Annotated in this window: 17 protein-coding genes; 5 read left to right on the top strand and 12 right to left on the bottom strand. The window is 71.8% G+C overall.

Features of this window, described 5'->3' with window-relative positions; all coding sequences use genetic code 11:
• Positions 1-34 precede the first annotated feature (34 nt).
• The 3 genes from A4V12_RS24790 (at position 35) to A4V12_RS24800 (ending at position 3899) form a co-directional block, all read left to right on the top strand.
• The gene (locus tag A4V12_RS24790) at positions 35-850 is read left to right on the top strand and encodes a DsbA family protein (protein WP_064071701.1); all 816 of its coding nucleotides are present in this window, start codon (positions 35-37) and stop codon (positions 848-850) included.
• 96 nt (positions 851-946) lie between these two features.
• A complete protein-coding gene (locus tag A4V12_RS24795; protein WP_064071627.1) occupies positions 947-2602 on the top strand; it encodes an alkaline phosphatase D family protein in 1656 nt (551 codons plus the stop codon).
• Between the two features lie 355 nt (positions 2603-2957).
• A complete protein-coding gene (locus tag A4V12_RS24800) occupies positions 2958-3899 on the top strand; it encodes a zinc metalloprotease (protein WP_079137322.1) in 942 nt (313 codons plus the stop codon).
• A gap of 52 nt (positions 3900-3951) precedes the next feature.
• On the opposite strand, the gene A4V12_RS24805 is transcribed toward A4V12_RS24800, so the two are convergent.
• Positions 3952-4521 carry a dienelactone hydrolase family protein gene (locus tag A4V12_RS24805; RefSeq protein ID WP_064071629.1) on the bottom strand — a complete coding sequence of 190 codons (570 nt, stop codon included), beginning with the start codon at positions 4519-4521 and terminating at the stop codon, positions 3952-3954.
• Positions 4522-4552: 31 nt separating this feature from the next.
• Here A4V12_RS24805 and A4V12_RS24810 point away from each other — a divergent pair, with 31 nt between their 5' ends.
• Positions 4553-5731, top strand: a complete 1179-nt coding sequence (locus tag A4V12_RS24810; protein ID WP_064071630.1) for a mechanosensitive ion channel family protein — start codon at positions 4553-4555, stop codon at positions 5729-5731.
• 65 nt (positions 5732-5796) lie between these two features.
• Here A4V12_RS24810 and A4V12_RS24815 read toward each other — a convergent pair whose 3' ends face one another.
• From A4V12_RS24815 to A4V12_RS35590, 5 genes are read right to left on the bottom strand one after another with little or no spacing between them, the layout of a single operon-like run.
• Positions 5797-7383: a Na+/H+ antiporter gene (locus tag A4V12_RS24815; RefSeq protein ID WP_064071631.1), complete on the bottom strand. Its 1587-nt coding sequence runs from the start codon at positions 7381-7383 to the stop codon at positions 5797-5799.
• A 58-nt stretch (positions 7384-7441) separates the two neighbouring features.
• Positions 7442-7909 (bottom strand): GNAT family N-acetyltransferase, encoded by a 468-nt coding sequence (locus tag A4V12_RS24820; RefSeq protein ID WP_064071632.1) that lies wholly within the window; start codon positions 7907-7909, stop codon positions 7442-7444.
• Positions 7906-8847 (bottom strand): RluA family pseudouridine synthase, encoded by a 942-nt coding sequence (locus A4V12_RS24825; RefSeq protein ID WP_064071633.1) that lies wholly within the window; start codon positions 8845-8847, stop codon positions 7906-7908. The genes A4V12_RS24820 and A4V12_RS24825 overlap by 4 nt, the downstream gene beginning before the upstream one ends.
• A 17-nt stretch (positions 8848-8864) precedes the next feature.
• Entirely contained in the window at positions 8865-9425 is a 561-nt protein-coding gene (gene lspA, locus A4V12_RS24830; RefSeq protein WP_064071634.1) for a signal peptidase II, read from the bottom strand.
• Between the two features lie 58 nt (positions 9426-9483).
• Positions 9484-11208, bottom strand: coding sequence for a TraR/DksA family transcriptional regulator (locus A4V12_RS35590; RefSeq protein ID WP_159028936.1), 1725 nt, complete (start codon positions 11206-11208; stop codon positions 9484-9486).
• Between the two features lie 563 nt (positions 11209-11771).
• On the opposite strand from A4V12_RS35590, the gene ileS reads away from it, so the two are divergent.
• Positions 11772-14903 carry an isoleucine--tRNA ligase gene (ileS, locus tag A4V12_RS24845; protein ID WP_064071637.1) on the top strand — a complete coding sequence of 1044 codons (3132 nt, stop codon included), beginning with the start codon at positions 11772-11774 and terminating at the stop codon, positions 14901-14903.
• Positions 14904-15305: 402 nt separating this feature from the next.
• Here ileS and A4V12_RS24850 read toward each other — a convergent pair whose 3' ends face one another.
• The 6 genes from A4V12_RS24850 to ftsZ all read right to left on the bottom strand — a co-directional run bounded on the left by A4V12_RS24850 (position 15306) and on the right by ftsZ (position 20297).
• Entirely contained in the window at positions 15306-16394 is a 1089-nt protein-coding gene (locus A4V12_RS24850; RefSeq protein ID WP_064071638.1) for a DivIVA domain-containing protein, read from the bottom strand.
• Between the two features lie 56 nt (positions 16395-16450).
• Complete coding sequence (locus A4V12_RS24855; protein ID WP_064071639.1) at positions 16451-16747, bottom strand: YggT family protein; 297 nt, start codon at positions 16745-16747, stop codon at positions 16451-16453.
• Between the two features lie 69 nt (positions 16748-16816).
• Entirely contained in the window at positions 16817-17443 is a 627-nt protein-coding gene (locus tag A4V12_RS24860; RefSeq protein WP_064071640.1) for a cell division protein SepF, read from the bottom strand.
• Positions 17444-17585: 142 nt separating this feature from the next.
• The gene (locus A4V12_RS24865; protein ID WP_064071641.1) at positions 17586-18305 is read right to left on the bottom strand and encodes a YggS family pyridoxal phosphate-dependent enzyme; all 720 of its coding nucleotides are present in this window, start codon (positions 18303-18305) and stop codon (positions 17586-17588) included.
• 5 nt (positions 18306-18310) lie between these two features.
• Positions 18311-19054 carry a peptidoglycan editing factor PgeF gene (gene pgeF / locus A4V12_RS24870; protein WP_064071642.1) on the bottom strand — a complete coding sequence of 248 codons (744 nt, stop codon included), beginning with the start codon at positions 19052-19054 and terminating at the stop codon, positions 18311-18313.
• A gap of 28 nt (positions 19055-19082) precedes the next feature.
• Positions 19083-20297, bottom strand: a complete 1215-nt coding sequence (ftsZ, locus tag A4V12_RS24875) for a cell division protein FtsZ (RefSeq protein ID WP_064071643.1) — start codon at positions 20295-20297, stop codon at positions 19083-19085.
• Positions 20298-20452 lie beyond the last annotated feature (155 nt).

Genomic DNA, 20452 nt, shown 5'->3' on the forward strand with positions numbered 1-20452 from the left:
CCTTTCGTACGGATCCGTCACGGAGAACATCATCATGAGTGCACGCAACAGCCAGGCGAACAAGGCGGCGGCCCGCGAGCGGCTCCGCCAGGAGCGCGAGCGCCAGGCCAAGAAGGACAAGGTCCGCCGGCAGGTCACCGTCGCGGTCTCGGCGGTGGCCGTCCTGGCGCTGGCGGGCGGCGTCGGGTACGCCGTGATGCAGGCGAACAAGCCCACCCACTGGGAGGCGGCGAAGGAGCCCGGGACCGTCACCGCGCCGAAGAACACCTCGGGCGAGAACGGCACCACCGTCGTCATCGGCAAGCCGGCCGCGAAGAAGACGCTGGAGATCTACGAGGACTCCCGCTGCCCGGTCTGCGCGGTCTTCGAGCAGGGGGTGGGCGAGACGATCGAGAAGGACGTCGCCGCCGGCAAGTACAAGCTCCAGTACGTCGGTGCCACCTTCATCGACAACAGCGACCAGGGCGAGGGCTCCAAGAACGCGCTGTCCGCGCTGGGAGCCGCCCTCGACGTCGGCCCCGAGGCGTTCCTCGACTACAAGGCGGCGCTCTACTCGGCGAAGTTCCACCCCGAGGAGAGCCAGGACAAGTTCGCCAAGGACTCCTACCTCCTGGAGATCGCCGACACCGTCCCGGCGCTGAAGAGCAACGCCGCGTTCAAGAAGAACGTCGAGGAGGGCACCTTCGACGCCTGGGCGATGAAGATGTCCGCGGCCTTCGACAAGAGCGGCGTCACCGGTACGCCCACGCTGCGGATGGACGGCAAGCCGGTCACGGACGCGGGCGGCAAGAACGCCCCCATGACCGCCGCCGCGTTCACCACCGCCGTCGACAAGGCACTGAAGGGGTAGCCGGGGCGAGCGGGGCACGGCTTTCGGCCAACGGGCGGGCGAACACTGGGTAGTTCGCCCGCCCGCGCGCTCTACCGATCAGTAATCTGATCGGCCGTGACCAGTCGATTCCTTCCCGCCCCCAGCCGCCGCACGGTCGTCAAGGCCGCTGCCGCCACCGCTGTGGCCGCCCCCGTCCTCGCCGCCGCCACGCCCGCCGTGGCGGACGTCCTGGCCCCCGCCTTCCTTCACGGAGTCGCCTCGGGCGACCCGCTGCCCGACGGCGTCCTGCTGTGGACGCGCGTGACCCCCGCCCCCGACGCCCTGCCCGGATCCGGCAAGGGCCCCGACACCGAGGTGAGATGGGAGGTTGCCGAGGACAGGGCCTTCTCCCGGGTCGTGGCGCGCGGCGCGGTCATGGCGACGGCCGCGTCCGACCACACCGTCAAGGTGGATGTAAGAGGCCTTCGCCAGGAGACCGCCTATTACTTCCGCTTCACCGCCGGTACGGACGCCTCGGCGGCCGCCTCCCCCGTGGGCCGGACCCGCACCACCCCGGCCGCCGACGCCACCACGGCGGGCGTCCGCTTCGGCGTGGTCTCCTGCGCCAACTGGGAGGCCGGCCACTTCGCCGCGTACCGCCACCTCGCCGCCCGCGCCGACCTGGACGCGATACTCCACCTCGGCGACTACATCTACGAGTACGGGACGGGCGCCTACCCCAAGCCGGACTACGTCGTCCGGCAGCACGAGCCGCGGCACGAGATCACCGGCCTCGCCGACTACCGCGTGCGGCACGCCACCTACAAGACGGACCCCGACCTCCAGGCGCTGCACGCCGCGCACCCCGTCATCGCCATATGGGACGACCACGAGTTCGCCGACGACACCTGGTCCGGCGGCGCAGACAACCACACCCCGGGCACGGAGGGCGACTGGGCGGCCCGCGCGGCGGCCGCGAAGCAGGCGTACTTCGAGTGGATGCCGGTCCGGGCCTCCACCGAGGGCACGGTCTACCGCCGGCTGCGCTTCGGGAAGCTGGCCGACCTCCACCTGCTGGACCTCCGCTCCTTCCGTTCGCAGCAGGCGTCGACGGGGAGCGGCCGGGTCGACGACCCCGCCCGCACCATCACCGGCCGCGCCCAGCTGGACTGGCTCAAGGCGGGACTGGCGTCCTCCGACGCCGCCTGGAAGCTGGTGGGCACCTCGGTGATGATCTCCCCGGTCGCCTTCGGCTCCCTCCCGGCCCATCTGCTGGGGCCGGTCGCGGAGCTGCTGGGCCTGCCCAAGGGTGGGGTGGCGATCAACGTGGACCAGTGGGACGGCTACACGGACGACCGCAGGGAGCTGCTCGCCCACCTGACGGACCGGGCGATCACCAACACGGTGTTCCTGACCGGCGACATCCACATGGCCTGGGCCAACGACGTGCCCGTGACGGCCGCCACCTACCCGGTGTCGCGTTCGGCGGCGACCGAGTTCGTGGTGACGTCGGTGACCTCCGACAACCTGGACGACATCCTGCACGTCGCCCCGGGGACGGTCTCGCTGGTCGCCGCCGCGGCCCTGCGCGGGGCCAACCGCCACGTGAAGTGGCTCGACATGGACAACCACGGGTACGGCGTCCTCGACGTGACCGCCGAGCGCTCGCAGATGGACTACTACACCGTCTCCGACAAGACGGATCCGGACGCGTCCTCGGCCTGGATCCGCTCGTACCGGACGCTGAACGGAACGCAGAAGGTCGAGCGGGTGAACACTCCGGTCCGCTGACGGCCCCTCAGCGATGATTTTCAGCCAAATCCTCTCCTGTTAACAGGAGATCACCACGCCGTGGCGGGCGGTGCGTTCCGGAGATCGAATGGGGACACACCGCCCGCCTTGGGGGCCTGTTCCGTTACATGGACGTCTCGAAGTCCGGAACAGACCGCAGGATTTCTCCCGGATGTCTTCATCTACTCAACGATTGATTGGGCTTGTTCAATGCTCATCAAGATCTGACATGGCCACGTAATGTCCCCGCGGTGGCGAGGAAGGCCCTCCCCACAACCCCCCGCGAGGAGTCACCATGCGTGCTCTTGCCCGAATATCTCCGCGTATGCACCGCCGTGTTCTGAGCACGGCGGTCATGGCCGGATCCCTGGCCCTCTTCCCGCTCTCCGCTCCGACGGGCGTCGCCGCCGCCTCGTCGCCGGCCGCAACGGTGGCCGAGGAGTGCGCCGACGGTTCGGGCAGCACCACCGCCACCGCGCGCGAGATCCACCCCGGGGGCGCCGCCCACGCGCACGAGCCCAACGAGGTGACCGACGCCAAGGCCAAGGCCATGGACGCCGACCTGAGGAAGAGACTGGAGGCGGCGCGGGCGAACGGCAGCCGCACGGACGCCGCCGCGGCCACGACCATCCCCGTCTACTTCCACGTCATCCACGACGGCGAGACCGGCAAGCTCGACACGGCCGACATCAACGCGCAGATGGCCGTCCTCAACTCCGCGTTCGGCGGCCAGGGAACCGGGAACACCGACTCCGGCTTCCAGTTCGCGCTGGCGGGCACCGACTGGACCGACAACGCCTCCTGGTACAACCTGACCTCCGGCTCCACCCAGGAGAAGGCCATGAAGTCGGCCCTGCGCAAGGGCGGCGCCGGGGCGCTCAACTTCTACACCGCCAACCTCGGCGGCGGCCTCCTCGGCTGGGCGACCTTCCCGTCCTCGTACAAGTCCAGCCCGACCATGGACGGCGTCGTCGTGCTCGACGCCTCCCTCCCGGGCGGCTCGGCCGCCAACTACGCCGAGGGCGACACCGGCACGCACGAGGTGGGCCACTGGATGGGGCTCTACCACACCTTCCAGGGCGGCTGTAACGGCAACGGCGACTACGTGACCGACACGCCCGCCGAGAAGAGCCCGGCCTACGAGTGCCCGACCGGCCGCGACACCTGCGTCAACAAGACGGGCGCCGACCCCGTCCACAACTTCATGGACTACACGTACGACGCCTGCATGTACCAGTTCACGGGCGGCCAGGTGCAGCGCATGAAGGACCACTGGACGGCGTACCGCGCCGGCTGACCCCACTCCGCTCCGGCGACGGGCTGGCGGGCAGACGGGCGGCAGGCAGGCCCTACAGGTCCTCCAGGAAGGCCGACGCGATCGCCCAGGCCCGCTCGGCGGCGTCCTCGTCGTGATCCGGCAGGCCGGGGTCCGTGAACAGGTGCCCGGCACCGGGGTAGCGGTAGACCTCGGTGTCGGCACCCGCCCGCCCCATCCCCAGGTACCAGGCGTTCAGCCAGTCGTGCGGCTCGAACGGGTCCGGGTCGGCGACGTGCAGCTGCACCGGGAGCTCGTCGACGGAGGCGTTCGGCGCGATGTCCGACGTGCCGTGGAACAGCAGCAGCCCCCGCGCCTTCTCGTCGCCGAGCGCCAGGGTCTGTGCCACGGAGGCCCCCAGGGAGAACCCCGCGTAGACGAGACCTTGCTCCGAGTAGGGGGCGGCGGCCATGACGGCCCGCTTGAGCAGCTCCTCCTTGCCGATCCGCTCCTTGATCGCCATGCCTTCCTCCATGGTTCCGGCCGTTTGACCGTCGTAGAGGTCGGGCACGTGCACGTGGTGCCCGGCGGCGCGCAGCCGGTCGGCTGCGGCGTGCACGGCCGGGCGCGGACCGTAGGCCGAGTGGAAGAGCATGATGTTCATCCGGCCATCCTGCCAGCTGGATTCTGGAGCCATGGAGAACGTACTGCGCCCGTTGACCGTCGTCGGTGGGGCGGTCGTGTTCACGCTGGTCGTCGGCTACCTCGCCGACGTCACGCTGCGCCGAGCCGACGCCCGGCACCACGAGACGCCGCTGTGGGGGCTGCTGCGCCGCTGCCGGCTGCCCCTCCAGGTGGTCCTCCTCACCGCGCTCCTGCGCGGCTCGTACCGCCAGACCAAGTGGTCGGTGATCGAGGACCGCGAGACCGGGATCGGCCAGGCGCTGTCCCTGGTGCTGATCGGGGCGAGCGCGTGGCTGGTGGTGCGGATCGCCGCGGCCATAGTGGAGTCCAGTTACGCCCGGTACGCCTCGTCCACCCGGGACACCGCGCGCGTGCGCCGGGTCCGCACCCAGGTGACGCTGATCATGCGGATCGTCACGGCGGTGGTCGGCGTGGTGGCGGTCGCGGCGATGCTGCTGACCTTCCCGGACTTCCGGACCATCGGTACGTCGATGCTGGCCTCCGCCGGCATCATCGGCATCGTCGCCGGTGTCGCCGCCCAGTCGACGCTGGGCAACCTCTTCGCCGGCTTCCAGATCGCCTTCGGCGACATGGTGCGGATCGGCGACACGGTGGTGGTCGACGGCGAGTGGGGCGTGGTCGAGGAGGTCACCCTCACGTTCCTGGCCGTACGGACCTGGGACGAGCGCCGGATCACCATGCCGGTGTCGTACTTCACCAGCAAGCCCTTCGAGAACTGGTCCCGCGGCGGGGCCCAGATGACCGGCACCGTCTTCTTCCACCTGGACCACTCGGCGCCGGTGGGGCTGATGCGGGAGAAGCTGAAGGACGTCCTCGCGGACTGCCCCGCCTGGGACGGGCGCGACTGGTCGCTCGCCGTCACGGACACCACTCCGAGCACCATCCAGGTGCGGGCGGTCGTCACGGCGAAGGACGCCGACGACATCTGGACGGTGCGGTGCGTCGTCCGCGAGCAGCTGATCGCCTGGCTGTGCGAGAAGCACCCCTACGCCCTGCCCCGGATCGCCACCTCCCCCGCGTCGCTGCCGCCCGACGGCCAGTGGCCCGAGCGCGGCACGGCGATCCCCCGGCAGCCCCGCCCGGCGGAGGTCCACAGCAACAACGCGGACGGTTACGTCCTGGACGGCGACGGCCCGGCCAAGGACGCGCCCCGCACGGGACGCGGCTGACGGCACCCGCCCCACCCGCCCGGCGGCAGGCACCACCACGGGCCGCGGCCGCCCGGCGGCAGGCGTCACCGCAGGCTGCGGACGTCCAGGTGGCGCAGGACGCGGTCGACGACCTCCGGGTCGGCGCCGGGCTCGCTGCGGGCCGCCAGGACTTCGTGACGGGCGGCCGACATCAGCTCCCGCTGGATGCGCTGCATCGCCCGGTACCGCTCCGCCCGCTTCGCGGAGGCCGACCGCCGCTCCTCGTCCACCAGGTCGGGGCTGATCCGCACCCCCACGTCGAACGCGACGCGCTGAAGCCGCTCCAGCACCTCCTCCGGCAGGTCCTCGACCTCCTGGATCTCCTTCAGGCGCCGCTTCGCGGCACCGGCGGCCCGGACGGCGAGCTTCCGCTCCAGTTCCCGCTCCGCGTCCGTGTCGGCCCGCACACCGAGCCGGCGCACCAGCCACGGCAGGGTGAGGCCCTGGAGCACGAGGGTCGCCATGATGACGCAGAACGCGATGAAGACGATCTCGTCCCGCCCCGGGAAGGGCGCCCCGTCCTCCGTCCGCAGCGGGATGGCGAGCGCCAGCGCGACCGACGCCACGCCGCGCATGCCCGACCACCACATGACGACGGTCTCCCGCCAGCTCATGGGGATCTCCTCGTCGTAGTCCCGCCGCGTGTGGAGCCGCTTGGCCAGCCACGTCGCCGGCAGCAGCCACAGCAGGCGTACGCCCACCACGCACGCGGCGACGGCGGCGCCCCAGCCCACCATCCGCAGCTCCCGCCCGTCGGCCGTGCCGAAGACGTTGTGCAGCTCCAGTCCGATGAGCCCGAACGCGACGCCCGTCACGAGGGTGTCGACGATCTCCCAGAAGGTGCGCCCGGCGATCCGGCCCATCACGTCGTCGGCGTCCGTCGCGTGCTCCGCAAGGAAGAGGGCGGTGACGAGAACGGCCAGGACCCCGGAGCCGTGCAGCTCCTCGGCGAGGACGTACGCGACGAAGGGCACCAGGAGGGTGAGGCCGGTCTGGAGCGTGGCGTCCCCGAGCAGCCCCATCACCTTGTCGGACAGCCACCCCAGGGCGAGTCCGACCACGACGGCGACGACGGCCGACAGCACCAGTTCGCCCGCCGCCCCGCCCCAGGAGAACGTTCCGCCGACGGCCGCGCCGATCGCCACGTGGTAGAGCACGATCGCCGTGACGTCGTTGAACAGCCCCTCGCCCTCCAGGATCGACACCAGTCGGCGCGGAAGCCCCAGGGAGCCCGCGACGGCCGTCGCGGCGACCGGATCGGGAGGCGCGACGAGGGCGCCGAGCGCGACGGCGGCGGCGATCGGCAGGCCCGGGACGACGGCGCTCGCCACGGCGGCGACGGCGGCCGTGGTGACGAAGACGAGCGCCACGGCGAGCAGGAAGATGGGCCGCTTGTTCGCCGCGAACTGGCGCCACGACGTGCGCTGCACCGTCGCGTAGAGCAGGGGCGGGAGCACGAGCGGAAGGATGAACTCCGGGGGGATCTCCACGTTCGGCACGAACGGCAGCAGCGCCAGCACCATGCCCGCGAGCGTCATCAGCACCGGGGCGGGAAGCCCCAGCCGCTCCCCCAGGGGCACGGTCAGCACCGCCCCGAGAAGCAGCGCGAGCAGCAGAGCCAGCTGGTCCATGGTGCGCCCTCCGGCCGTTCACCCCACGAAGATCAGGAGGTCAACCCTGCCACGGGCGTCACAGGACCCGGCGCATCGCCAGGTGCGGTATGCCCGCGTCCTGGAACTCCTCGCCGTACGCCTCGTACCCGAGCCGCTCGTAGAACCCGAGCGCGTGCGTCTGGGCGTGCAGGTCGACCGCGGCCAGGCCACGCGCGCGTGCCGCGTCCTCGAGGGCCCGCACCAGGGCGACGCCGACACCGAGGCCCCGGGCCGCCCGGGTCACCGCGAGCCGGCCCAGCGAGCCCACGCCCTCGGCGCCCCCGGTCTTGCCGGCCGCGTCCGCCCCGTACAGCAGCCGGCCGGTCCCCAGGGCGCTCCCGTCCCCCCGGCGGACGGCCAGGACGTGGACGGCGGTGGCGTCGTACGCGTCGTACTCGATGTCCTGGGGCACGCCCTGCTCGACGACGAAGACCTCACGGCGGACGGCGAAGCCCGCCTCCCGGTCGGCCTCGCTCACGGCCTCCCGTACGACGAACTCGCTCATGCGCTCTCCGCGGCGATCCTGTCCAGGGCGTTCTGGAGGTCGTCGGGGTAGGTGCTCGCGAACTCGACCCACCGGCCGTCGGACGGGTGCTCGAAGCCCAGCCGCACCGCGTGCAGCCACTGGCGGGTCAGGCCGAGGCGCTTGGCCATCGTGGGGTCGGCGCCGTAGGTCAGGTCGCCGACGCACGGGTGGCGGTGGGCCGACATGTGGACGCGGATCTGGTGGGTGCGGCCGGTCTCCAGCTTGATGTCGAGCAGGGAGGCCGCGCGGTACGCCTCGATCAGGTCGTAGTGGGTCACCGACGGCTTGCCGTCGGCCGTCACGGCCCACTTGTAGTCGTGGTTCGGGTGGCGTCCGATCGGTGCGTCGATCGTCCCGCTCAGCGGGTCCGGGTGCCCCTGCACGAGCGCGTGGTAGCGCTTGTCGACGGTGCGGTCCCGGAACTGCGCCTTGAGCAGCGTGTACGCCCGCTCCGACTTGGCGACGACCATGAGCCCGGAGGTCCCGACGTCGAGGCGGTGCACGATGCCCTGCCGCTCGGCCGCGCCGGACGTGGAGATCCGGTACCCGGCCGCCGCGAGGCCGCCGATCACGGTCGTGCCGGTCCAGCCGGGGCTCGGGTGCGCGGCCACGCCGACCGGCTTGACGATCACGACGATGTCGTCGTCGTCGTGCACGATCTCCATGCCCTCGACGGGCTCGGCGACGATCTGCACGGGGGCCGGGGCGCCGGGCATCTCCACCTCGAGCCACGCGCCCCCGCTCACCCGCTCGGACTTGCCGACGGCGGCGCCGTCGACGAGCACCTTCCCGGCGGCGGCGAGTTCGGCCGCCTTGGTCCGGGAGAACCCGAACATACGGGCGATGGCGGCGTCGACACGCTCGCCTTCGAGGCCATCGGGAACGGGCAGCGTACGGATCTCGGGAATCGTGCTCACCCGTCGAGTATGCCTTGTCAGTCCTTGTGGACGGTTCCGTCGGGGTCCAGCCCCCGGAACGACAGGATCACAATGAGGAACCCGCCACACACGATCGCCGAGTCCGCCAGGTTGAAGACCGCGAAGTGAGCGGGCGCGATGAAGTCGACGACCGCGCCCTCGAAGACGCCGGGCGAGCGGAAGATCCGGTCCGTGAGGTTGCCCAGCGCGCCACCGAGCAGCAGCCCCAGGGCGATCGCCCAGGGCAGGCTGTACAGCTTGCGCGCCAGCCGGATGATCACCACGATGACCGTCGCCGCGATGCAGGTGAAGATCACGGTGAAGGCCTCACCCATCCCGAACGCCGCGCCCGGGTTGCGCACCGCGACGAACCTCAGCCAGTCGCCGAGGACCTGGATGGGCTCGTGGTGCTCCAGCCTGGCCACCACGAGCATCTTGGTGCCGAGGTCCAGCAGGTAGGCCACCATGGCCACCAGGAACAGTGCCATCACGCGGCGCCTGCCCCTGGGCGGCTCCGCGGGCGCCGCGGCCTCGTCGTCAAGATCCGGCGTACCGATGGTGCGCTCCACCTCTGCCACGTGAGTCCCTCAACCTAGGTGCCTACTGTGCACGAGGGTACGGCACACACGTGCGGGTTCAGCCTCGCCGTTCCTGCTTCTGCTTGTCCTCCACGCACAGGGTGGCGCGGGGGAAGGCCTGCATGCGCGCCTTGCCGATCGGCTTGCCGCAGACCTCGCACAGGCCGTACGTCCCCGCGTCGAGCCGTTGCAGCGCGTGCTCGATCTGTTCGAGGGTGGCGCGGGCGTTGGCGGCGAGCGCCATCTCGTGCTCGCGCGTGATGTTCTTGGTGCCGGTGTCGGCCTCGTCGTGCCCGGCGCCGTCCCCGGAGTCCCGCATCAGCCCGGACAGGGCCTCCTCGGAGGCGGCGATCTCCGCCTGGAGGCGGGCCGCCTCGCCCTCCAGCTCCGCCCTCGCCTCGGCGACCTCCTCGGGGCTCCAGGGCTCCTCCCCGGGCCGTACGGCGAGCTCCTCCGGTGCCGTCCCGGCGACGCCCCGGGCGGGGGGCACGGCCGATCCGGCCGGTGCCGTGGTCACGTCCGCGGTCTTCTTCGCTGCCACTGTCCTGGCTCCTGTCTGTTCCGCGGCCTCGGCCGCCCCCTCGGCCGCGGCTGCGGCCTGGTCCGCGGCCTCGCCGGCCGCGCTTCCGTTCCCCGGCCGGTTCCCGGCGGTGTGGTCCTCGTGACCGCCCGCCGCACCGGTCGCCCTCCTACGAGACGCCGTCGTGCCGCCCCGCGCCACCCGGGGCGCCGCCCCGGCCTCCGCTGTGGCGGCTGCTTTCCGCCCCGGCGCCGCCTTCCCCGGTGCCCCGGCGCCCGCTTTCCGGGCCGGCGCCTTCCGAGCAGGCCCCTTCCCGGCCGGCGCCTCGGCAGCGGCTTCCACCGTCACCGCATCGGCACCTCCATGACCCGCCGCGCGGGCAGGCGCCTTCTTCGCCGCCTTCCGGGCAGACCCCTTCTCGGCCGGCGCCTCGGCAGCGGCTTCCACCGTCACGGCACCGCCCTCTCCAGCACCGGCACCACCACGGCCCGCCTGGCGGGCGGCCGGCTCCTTGGCAGGCGCCTTCCTCGCGGCCGCCTTGCGGGCGGGCGCCGTCCCGGCAGGCGCCTCGGCAGCGGCCTCCACCGTCACCGCACCGCCCTCCTCCGCACCCACACCACCACGGCCCGCCTGGCGATCGGCCACCTTCCTGCCGGCCGCCTCCTTGGCAGGCGCTTTCCTCGCCGGTGTCTTCTTGGCGGCCGCCTTGCGGGCGGGTGCCTTCCTGGCGGGCGTCTCGTCCGCGGGGGCCGGCGCTTTACCGGCCGTCGCCTTCTTGCCCCCCTTTTCGGCGACCACACCCGCACCGGTCGTCTTGTCGGCCGCTGCCTTCCCGGCCGGCGCCTTCCCGGGGAGCGCGTCCCCGCCGCCCGCGGCGGTGGACGACCGGCCCGCCGCGCCGGCCGCTCCCCCGGTCCGCTTCGCGGCCGCCGGACCCGCCCGCCCACCGGCCGCGCGGCCGGACGAGGCGGCGGGTCGGCGCCTCGGCGTCGAGGCCGCGACCTCGGCGGCCTCCGCGGTCTCGGCGCGCTTCGCGGACCGGTCGGCCTTCTTGGCGGCGGCGACGTCACCGCGCGGCGCCGCCGACGCGCCCACGGCCTTCTTCGTGACCGTCTTGCGCGCCCGCGCGGGGGCGCTCCGGTCCGTCGCGGGCTTCGACGCCGTGCTCTTCTTCCCCGTCGCGTCCTTGGCCGCCGCGCCCGTGGCGGTGGCGGTGGTTCTGCCGGACGCCGACTTCTTCTCGGCGGTCTTCTTCGCCACCATCTCGCGGCCCCTTCACATATTGTGATCTTGCTCGCGAATCGTGCTGGGACGATAAATCGACTCGGGCCCCGCGGCAACGGGGCACGCCGCCGGTCCGGACGCCCCGTACCCGTGGCGAGGGCGGCTTGCATCCGTTGTGCCCAGCTCCCCGCCCCGTAATCCGCCGGCGTTCCCGCCCCCGGCCCGCGCGCCGGGGTGTGGCCATTCGGGTCACTCACCCGCCCGCCCGGAAACCGGTCGGCCGCTGTCCGACCGGGCGCTTACACTGGGCGCAGCGAAAGGCTTGGATGGGGACGAGTAGCGTCGCAAGCAGCCATGAGCGACCCGGGGACGGTGAGAGCCCGGGGGCGAGCCCGATGTGAAGCATCACCCCGGAGCCGTCGGAAGAACGCCCGCGCGGGCAGCCGCGGGGGTCAGTAGAACCGGCATCGCGACCCCAATGAGGGGGCTCAGGACGCCGACGAGGCGCCCGGGGCCAAGGAGGGTGGTACCGCGGGAGCCGGCCGCAGCGCAGGCGCTCTCGTCCCTCCGACGGAACGAGGAACAGTCCGCCGGAGGATTCGATGTCGCAGTACCGCCAGGTACCCGCCCAGGTCGACCTGCCCGCGCTCGAGCACGCCGTGCTCGATTTCTGGCGCGAGGCCAAGGTCTTCCAGAAGTCCCTTGAGCAGTCCGAGGGCCGCCCCGAGTGGGTCTTCTACGAGGGCCCGCCCACCGCCAACGGCATGCCCGGCGCCCACCACATCGAGGCCCGCGTCTTCAAGGACGTCTTCCCCCGCTTCCGCACCATGCGCGGCTACCACGTCGCCCGCAAGGCCGGCTGGGACTGCCACGGCCTTCCGGTCGAGCTCGCCGTCGAGAAGGAGCTGGGCTTCTCCGGCAAGAAGGACATCGAGGCGTACGGCATCGCCGAGTTCAACGCCAAGTGCCGGGAGTCGGTGACCCGCCACACCGACGCGTTCGCCGAGCTGACGACCCGGATGGGCTACTGGGTCGACCTGGACGACGCGTACCGCACCATGGACCCGGAGTACGTCCAGTCGGTCTGGTGGTCCCTGAAGGAGATCTTCGACAAGGGCCTGCTGGTCCAGGACCACCGTGTCGCCCCCTGGTGCCCCCGCTGCGGCACCGGCCTGTCCGACCACGAGCTGGCGCAGGGCTACGAGACGGTCGTCGACCCCTCGGTCTTCGTCCGCTTCCCGCTGACCTCCGGCCCCCTCGCGGGCGAGGCCGCGCTCCTGGTCTGGACGACGACCCCCTGGACCCTGGTGTCCAACACGGCCGTCGCCGCCCACCCCGACGTGACGTACGTGGTCGCGACCGACGGCGAGGAGAAGCTGGTCGTCGCCGAGCCCCTGCTCGCCAAGGCCCTCGGCGAGGGCTGGGAGGCCACCGGGCAGACCTTCACGGGCGCCGAGATGGAGCGCTGGACCTACGAGCGCCCCTTCGCCCTGATCGACTTCCCGGCCCCGGCCCACTACATCGTCAACGCGGAGTACGTCACCACCGAGGACGGCACCGGTCTGGTCCACCAGTCCCCCGCCTTCGGTGAGGACGACCTCAAGGTGTGCCGCGCCTACGACCTGCCCGTGGTGAACCCCGTCCGCCCGGACGGCACCTTCGAGGAGGACGTGCCGCTGGTCGGCGGCCAGTTCTTCAAGAAGGCCGACGAAGCCCTCACGGCCGACCTACAGGCCCGCGGACGGCTCTTCAAGCACATCGCGTACGAGCACAGCTACCCGCACTGCTGGCGCTGCCACACGGCGCTGCTCTACTACGCGCAGCCGTCCTGGTACATCCGCACGACGGCCGTCAAGGACCGGCTGCTGGAGGAGAACGAGAACACCAACTGGTTCCCGGACTCCGTCAAGCACGGCCGCTTCGGCGACTGGCTGAACAACAACATCGACTGGGCGCTGTCCCGCAACCGCTACTGGGGCACCCCGCTGCCGATCTGGCGCTGCGAGGAGAACCACCTCACCTGCGTCGGCTCGCTCGACGAGCTGTCCGGGCTGACGGGCACCGACCAGTCGTCGCTGGACCCCCACCGCCCGTACATCGACGACGTCACGTTCCCCTGCCCCACCTGCCGGGAGACGGCCACCCGCGTCCCCGAGGTCATCGACGCCTGGTACGACTCGGGCTCGATGCCGTTCGCGCAGTACGGCTACCCGTACAAGAACAAGGACCTCTTCGAGAAGCGCTACCCGGCGCAGTTCATCTCCGAGGCCATCGACCAGACCCGCGGCTGGTTCTACACCCTCATGGCCGTCGGCACCCTGGTCTTCGACAAGTCGTCGTACGAGAACGTGGTCTGCCTGGGCCACATCCTCGCCGAGGACGGCCGGAAGATGTCCAAGCACCTGGGCAACATCCTCCAGCCGATCCCGCTCATGGACCAGCACGGCGCCGACGCCGTGCGCTGGTTCATGGCCGCCGGCGGCTCCCCGTGGGCCGCGCGCCGGGTGGGCCACGGCACGATCCAGGAGGTCGTGCGCAAGACGCTCCTCACGTACTGGAACACCGTCGCCTTCCAGGCCCTGTACGCCCGCACGTCGCAGTGGGCGCCGTCCGCCGCCGACCCCGCGCCGGCCGACCGCCCGGTCCTGGACCGCTGGCTGCTCTCCGAGCTGCACGCGCTGACCGACCAGGTCACCCAGGCCCTGGAGGCCTACGACACCCAGCGCGCCGGCAAGCTGCTGTCCGCCTTCGTCGACGACCTCTCCAACTGGTACGTACGCCGCTCCCGGCGCCGCTTCTGGCAGGGCGACAAGGCGGCCCTGCGGACGCTGCACGAGGTCGTCGAGACGGTCACCCGCCTGATGGCCCCCCTCACCCCGTTCATCACGGAGCGCGTCTGGCAGGACCTGGTCGTCCCGGTGACCCCGGGGGCCCCCGAGTCCGTCCACCTCTCCACCTGGCCGGAGGCGGACCTCTCCGCCATCGACCCCGCCCTCTCGTCCCAGATGGCCCTCGTCCGCCGCCTGGTCGAGCTGGGCCGCGCCACGCGCGCGGAGTCGGGCGTCAAGACCCGCCAGCCGCTCTCCCGCGCCCTGGTCGCCGCCACCGGCTTCGAGGCCCTGTCGCCCGAGCTGCACGCCCAGATCACCGAGGAGCTGAACGTCACCTCCCTCGCCTCGCTCTCCGAGGTGGGCGGCTCGCTCGTGGACACGACCGCGAAGGCGAACTTCCGGGCCCTGGGCAAGCGCTTCGGCAAGGGCGTCCAGGACGTGGCGAAGGCGGTCGCCGCCGCCGACGCCGCCGCGCTCTCGCTCGCCCTCCGCGGCGGCGAGGCCACCCTGGAGGTCAACGGCGAGACGATCACCCTCGCCCCGGACGAGGTGATCATCACGGAGACGCCCCGGGAGGGCTGGTCCGTCGCCTCCGACGCGGGCGCGACGGTCGCCCTGGACCTGGAGATCACCCCGGAGCTGCGCCGCGCGGGTCTGGCCCGTGACGCGATCCGCCTCATCCAGGAGGCCCGCAAGAACAGCGGCCTGGACGTCGCGGACCGGATCGCCCTGCGCTGGGAGTCCACCGACCCGGAGGTCGTCGAGGCCCTCGGGGACCACGCCGGACTGATCGCCGACGAGGTCCTGGCCACGGACTTCGCGTCCGGTGACGCGGACGCCACGTACGGCGAAGCGTTCACCGACGAGGGCCTGTCCCTCACGTTCCGCCTCCGCAAGGCGTAACCACCACCCGCGAGGGCCCGGCCACCTTCCGTGGCCGGGCCCTTCGCGTGCTCCCCGCGGCCCGCGGACGGCGTCCGGCCTGGGCAGGGCCGTGCAGGGGCGCCCCCGCAGGGAGGTGAGCCCGGAGGGGCCACGCCCCCACCCACCGGTGGAAGCCCCCCGTCGGCCAACCGAGAACAGGCACCGCCCCGGTTCCGCCGTGGAGGAATGCGGCCAAGGCCAAGCGCACCACACGCACCACGCCCGCCACACCGGCACCCCCCCCCGCCCCGCCCCGCCCCGCCCCCGTGCTCCCTCGCCCCCCGCGCACGACAAAGGGCCGGGGCCCGGGACGTGTGAACGTCCCGGGCCCCGGCCCTTCTGCCTACCGACGGCTACGCGCGGATCGCGCGACCCGCCCCGTCAGTTGTCGTCCTCGTCGATCAGGAAGCCGCGCATCGGCGACGGAGCCTGCTGCATCGGCTGCGGCGCCTGCGGCCGCACCGGTGCCATCGGCTGCGTCATCGCGGGCGACATCTGCTGCTGGCCGCCGTAGGACGGGCCACCGCCCATCGACGGGCCGCCGCCCATGGTCTGGTTGCCGCCGTACGACGGGCCACTCGCACCGGCCGACGCCATCGAGGGCGACGGCGGCAGCGAGGGCGCTGCGGACGGCGTCCGCGGCGGGGCGAGGGAGTCGTCCGCCTGGGTCTCCAGCTGGCGCAGCTGGCTCTCCAGGTAGGACTTCAGCCGCGTGCGGTACTCGCGCTCGAAGCCGCGCAGGTCCTCGACCTTGCGCTCCAGCGTGGCGCGGGCGGACTCCAGCGAGCCCATCGCGACGCGGTGCTTCTCCTGCGCGTCCCGCTCCAGGGCGTCGGCCTTGGCGCGGGCGTCGCGCTCCAGGCCCTCGGCGCGCGAACGGGCCTCGCCGACGATCTTGTTGGCCTCGGAACGGGCCTCCGCGATCGCCTGGTCGGCGGTCTGCTGGGCGAGGGAGAGAACGCGGGCCGCGCTGTCGCCGCCGGGGCCCTGACCGGGCTGCGGCATCTGCGGGCCGTGACCGCCCATGGGGCCACCCATGGGACCGCCCATCGGGCCACCCATGGGGCCGCCCTGCATGGGACCGGGGCCGTGCTGGCCCTGCGGGCCGCCGTGGCTGGGACCGGCCGGCAGCTGAGGAGCACCACCGGGCAGCTGGGGGGGACCCATCTGCGGGGGCTGCTGCTGGACCGGCGGACCCGATATCCCGGCGGGCACGGGGGCACCGGGGCCCACGGGCCTCTGGTCCTGCTGCTCCGGAGGCTTGCGCATACCCTGCTGCTGCTGGTTCTGCGCGGCCGCGCGCGTGGCGGCGGCGAGCTTGGCGCGCAGGTCCTCGTTCTCGCGGAGCAGACGCGTCAGTTCGGCTTCGACCTCGTCGAGGAAGGCATCGACCTCGTCCTCGTCATAGCCTTCTCGGAGGCGGACGGTCGTGAACTGCTTGTTCCGCACGTCCTCGGGGGTCAGCGGCATCTTTCCTTCACCTCTACGTAGTCGTCGGCAGTCGGCAGGACCGTATCGCTACACCCTCACACCCTCATCATGAAGCTGTTCACGATGGAGATCAGGATGTAGACGATGATCATCAGAACGAAGAAGGACAGGTCGAGTGCCACGCCCCCGAGACGCAGCGGCGGGATGAACCGCCGCAGAAGCTTCAGTGGTGGATCGGTGACAGTGTAGGTGGCCTCCAGTACGACCACCATCGCCTTCCCGGGTTCCCATGAACGAGCGAACTGGAAGACATAGTCCATGACCAGCCGGAAGATCAGGACGACAAGGAAGCACATCAGAGCGATGTAGATCACTTGTAGTGCGACGCTCATCCCGCGCTTCCCTCTCCCCTGATCCCATGTCCACCGGCCCTGCGGCCGGCCGTTCCCGGTGTCGTGCTCTCAGCTCTGGTTGAAGAATCCGCCCTCTGCGATGCGGGCCTTGTCCTCCGCCGTGACATCGACGTTAGCAGGCGACAACAGGAACACCTTCTGCGTCACTCGCTCAATGCTGCCATGCAGCCCGAAGACGAGACCGGCGGCGAAGTCGACAAGTCGCTTCGCGTCCGTGTCGTCCATCTCGGTGAGGTTCATGATCACAGGCGTGCCCTCGCGGAAGTGTTCCCCGATGGTACGGGCCTCGTTGTAGGTCCGGGGGTGGAGTGTGGTGATGCGGTAGGGCTCCCGCTCGGACACGACCTTGGGCATGATCACCGGTGCGTTCTTCTCCAGGCTCGGTCGTTCAGGTGTGATGGATGCCACGGGGGCAATTCGTGCCGGACGTCCGCTTTCAGCCGGAAGCGGAACGGGATCGCGCTGCACGGGGGGCTGGGGGACGACCCGCACCGGTTCCTCGCGCTCCACCTGGTGCGAGGGCTGGTGCGGGGGCTGGTGGCGCCGTCGGTCGCGCTCGGGCTCCGGCTCCAGCTCGGGTTCGAAGTCGTCATCGGGGTCGAAACCCCGGCCGTCGTACCCATCGTCCTCCACGAGGCCGAGGTAGACCGCCATCTTGCGCATCGCGCCGGCCATTCTCTGAGTCCTCCGCTCTGTGGTGGATCGCCCTCACCATTAGTGGGCACAGCGTCACCAAGTGCCCGCGATCCACGAGGCCTGTCCGCTGTTCGGCGGAAATGACCATATTTTCTGCTGTGGTCCGACTTGCTTCGCGACGTTACCCGAGCCGGGGTCGGTCTCCGAGTACCGCCGTCCCGATGCGCACATGTGTCGCTCCGGCCGCCACGGCGTCCTCGAGGTCCGCACTCATCCCTGCTGACACCATGTTCGCAGCCGGATGGGACGCGCGCAGGCGGGATGCCAATTCCATCAGCCGGTCGAAGGCGGCCCGTTGGCGCCCCGCGTACGGGCCGGCCAGCGGCGCGACCGTCATGAGCCCGTCGAGCCGGAGCCCGGGGGCACCCGCCACCGCGCCGGCCAACTCCTCGATGCCGTCCGGGGCGACGCCGCCGCGCTCCCCCCGCTCACCGGACCCGGCGTCGAGGGCGACCTGGATCAGGCACCCCAGCTCGCGCCCGGCGCGCGCCGCGGCGGTCGAGAGCGCGGTGACGAGCTTCAACCGGTCCACGGACTGCACCTGGTGTGCGTAACTCGCCACAGAACGGACCTTATTGGTCTGCAGCTGGCCGACGAAGTGCCATGTCAGGTCGAGATCCGCGCACGCCGCCGCCTTGGGCGCCGCGTCCTGGTCCCGGTTCTCGGCGACGTGGCGGACGCCCAGTTCGTGCAGCAGCCGGACGTCGCTCGCGGGGTAGGTCTTGGTGACCACGATCAGGGTCACCTCCCCGCGCTCACGCCCCGCGGCGGCGCACGCGGCGGAGATGCGCTCCTCCACCCGCGCCAGGTTCTCGGCGAGTTGCGCCCTGCGGTCCGTCATCCGCCTCATCCTTCCCCAGCCGTCGGCCGGGGGGTGCCCCCATCGAGCCAGACATATCCGGCGAGCCGCCCCGTGGTGCGGTCACGGCGGTACGAGTAGTGGTCGCGCGATTCGAGCGTGCAGACCCGCGACGCGCGCCGGTCGTGCACCCCCAGCGCGTCGAGCTGGGCGAGCACTCCGGCGGTCACGTCCACAGCGGGAGTGCCCCAACCGGTCTCGGCGTACGCCTCCGGTACGACGGCGGCGACCTCGTCCCGCATGGCCGCGGGAACCTCGTAGCAGCGCCCGCACACGGCCGGGCCGGTGCGGGCGGTGATCCGCGACGCCTCGGCACCGAGCGCGATCATGGCCTCCACGGTGGCCGGCACGACGCCCGCCACCATCCCGGGACGGCCGGCGTGGGCCGCGCCCACCACGCCCGCGACCGGGTCGGCCAGCAGGACGGGTGTGCAGTCGGCCGTCAGCACCGCGAGCGCGAGTCCGCGCCGGGCGGTGACGACACCGTCCACCGCCGGGATCTCCTCGTCCGGCGCCCACGGGCCGTCCACCACGGCGACGTCCCGGCCGTGCACCTGGTTCATCCACACGACCCGCGCCGGGTCGAGTCCGAGGGACCCGGCGGCGAGCTTGCGGTTGCTCAGGACGGAGGCGGGGTCGTCGCCGACCGCTCCGCCGAGGTTGAGCTCTTCGTACGGAACGGCGCTCACCCCGCCCCACCGGTCGGTGAAGGCGAAATGCGCGCCGCTCACTGAGTCGTGCTGCCCTATCACGCCACGATCACTTCAGGAAGTCCGGGACGTCCAGCTCCTCGGCCGAGGTGTCCGGGTACGGGCGGGCCGGCGGGACCGCCGGCGGGGTGACCGACAGGGAGCTGTCGCTCACCGCCGGGGCCGGCTCGGGGGCCGGGGCGGGCGACTCCTCGCGGACCGGGACGGTGCCGAGGCCGCTCACCGGACGGGGCGTCTCGGTCGCCCGGGGCGGGGGCGCCGGCTCCTCCCGCTTGCTCGACCCGGCGCTGAGGATGTTGTCGCGCCGGGCCGGCGGCTGGCCGCCGTCGAAGCCGGCCGCGATGACGGTGACCCGCACCTCGTCGCCGAGGGCGTCGTCGATGACCGCGCCGAAGATGATGTTGGCCTCGGGGTGGGCGGCCTCGCTGACCAGCTGCGCGGCCTCGTTGATCTCGAACAGGCCGAGGTCGGAGCCGCCGGAGATGGAGAGCAGCACGCCCCGGGCGCCGTCGATGGAGGCTTCCAGGAGCGGCGAGGAGATCGCCATCTCGGCGGCGGCCACCGCGCGGTCGTCGCCGCGGGCGGAGCCGATGCCCATGAGCGCGGAACCGGCCTCGGACATGACCGACTTGACGTCGGCGAAGTCGAGGTTGATGAGGCCGGGGGTGGTGATGAGGTCGGTGATGCCCTGGACGCCGGAGAGCAGCACCTGGTCGGCGGACTTGAACGCGTCCAGCACGCTGACCTGGCGGTCCGAGATGGACAGCAGCCGGTCGTTCGGGATGACGATGAGGGTGTCGACCTCTTCGCGGAGCTCGGCGATGCCGTCCTCCGCCTGGTTGGCGCGGCGCCTGCCCTCGAAGGTGAAGGGCCGGGTGACCACACCGATCGTCAGGGCGCCCAGCGAGCGCGCGATGTTCGCGACGACGGGGGCGCCGCCGGTGCCGGTGCCGCCGCCTTCGCCTGCGGTGACGAAGACCATGTCGGCCCCCTTGAGGACCTCCTCGATCTCCTCACGGTGGTCCTCTGCCGCCTTGCGACCGACGGCCGGGTTGGCTCCGGCGCCGAGGCCGCGGGTGAGTTCACGGCCGACGTCGAGCTTGACGTCGGCGTCACTCATCAACAGGGCTTGCGCGTCCGTGTTGATGGCGATGAACTCGACGCCCTTGAGACCGACCTCGATCATTCGGTTGATGGCATTGACACCACCGCCGCCGACACCGATGACCTTGATGACTGCGAGGTAGTTCTGCGGTGCTGCCACGTCGAAGGCCTCTCGCCTCGAGTTACGTGTCGCCACTTCGCGGTGGTCTCGCGCCGCGACGACGGATGCCGATGGGACGGTCCGAAACGCCGACCCAAACCCTAACGTTGAAGTTTAGGGTTACCAGTGTCTCTGTTCGCTGGACTCTTCCGAAC

Origin of the sequence: Streptomyces noursei (assembly GCF_001646665.1) — a bacterium.
Classification (GTDB): domain Bacteria; phylum Actinomycetota; class Actinomycetes; order Streptomycetales; family Streptomycetaceae; genus Streptomyces; species Streptomyces lavendulocolor.

Coding starts and splice junctions, on each gene's coding strand:
- A4V12_RS24790 (WP_064071701.1), top strand. CDS start 35: ATGAGTGCACGCAACAGCCAGGCGAACAAGGCGGCGGCCCGCGAGCGG.
- A4V12_RS24800 (WP_079137322.1), top strand. CDS start 2,958: ATGGCCGGATCCCTGGCCCTCTTCCCGCTCTCCGCTCCGACGGGCGTC.
- A4V12_RS24805 (WP_064071629.1), bottom strand. CDS start 4,521: ATGAACATCATGCTCTTCCACTCGGCCTACGGTCCGCGCCCGGCCGTG.
- A4V12_RS24810 (WP_064071630.1), top strand. CDS start 4,553: ATGGAGAACGTACTGCGCCCGTTGACCGTCGTCGGTGGGGCGGTCGTG.
- A4V12_RS24815 (WP_064071631.1), bottom strand. CDS start 7,383: ATGGACCAGCTGGCTCTGCTGCTCGCGCTGCTTCTCGGGGCGGTGCTG.
- A4V12_RS24820 (WP_064071632.1), bottom strand. CDS start 7,909: ATGAGCGAGTTCGTCGTACGGGAGGCCGTGAGCGAGGCCGACCGGGAG.
- A4V12_RS35590 (WP_159028936.1), bottom strand. CDS start 11,208: ATGGTGGCGAAGAAGACCGCCGAGAAGAAGTCGGCGTCCGGCAGAACC.
- ileS (WP_064071637.1), top strand. CDS start 11,772: ATGTCGCAGTACCGCCAGGTACCCGCCCAGGTCGACCTGCCCGCGCTC.
- A4V12_RS24850 (WP_064071638.1), bottom strand. CDS start 16,394: ATGCCGCTGACCCCCGAGGACGTGCGGAACAAGCAGTTCACGACCGTC.
- A4V12_RS24855 (WP_064071639.1), bottom strand. CDS start 16,747: ATGAGCGTCGCACTACAAGTGATCTACATCGCTCTGATGTGCTTCCTT.
- A4V12_RS24860 (WP_064071640.1), bottom strand. CDS start 17,443: ATGGCCGGCGCGATGCGCAAGATGGCGGTCTACCTCGGCCTCGTGGAG.
- A4V12_RS24865 (WP_064071641.1), bottom strand. CDS start 18,305: ATGACGGACCGCAGGGCGCAACTCGCCGAGAACCTGGCGCGGGTGGAG.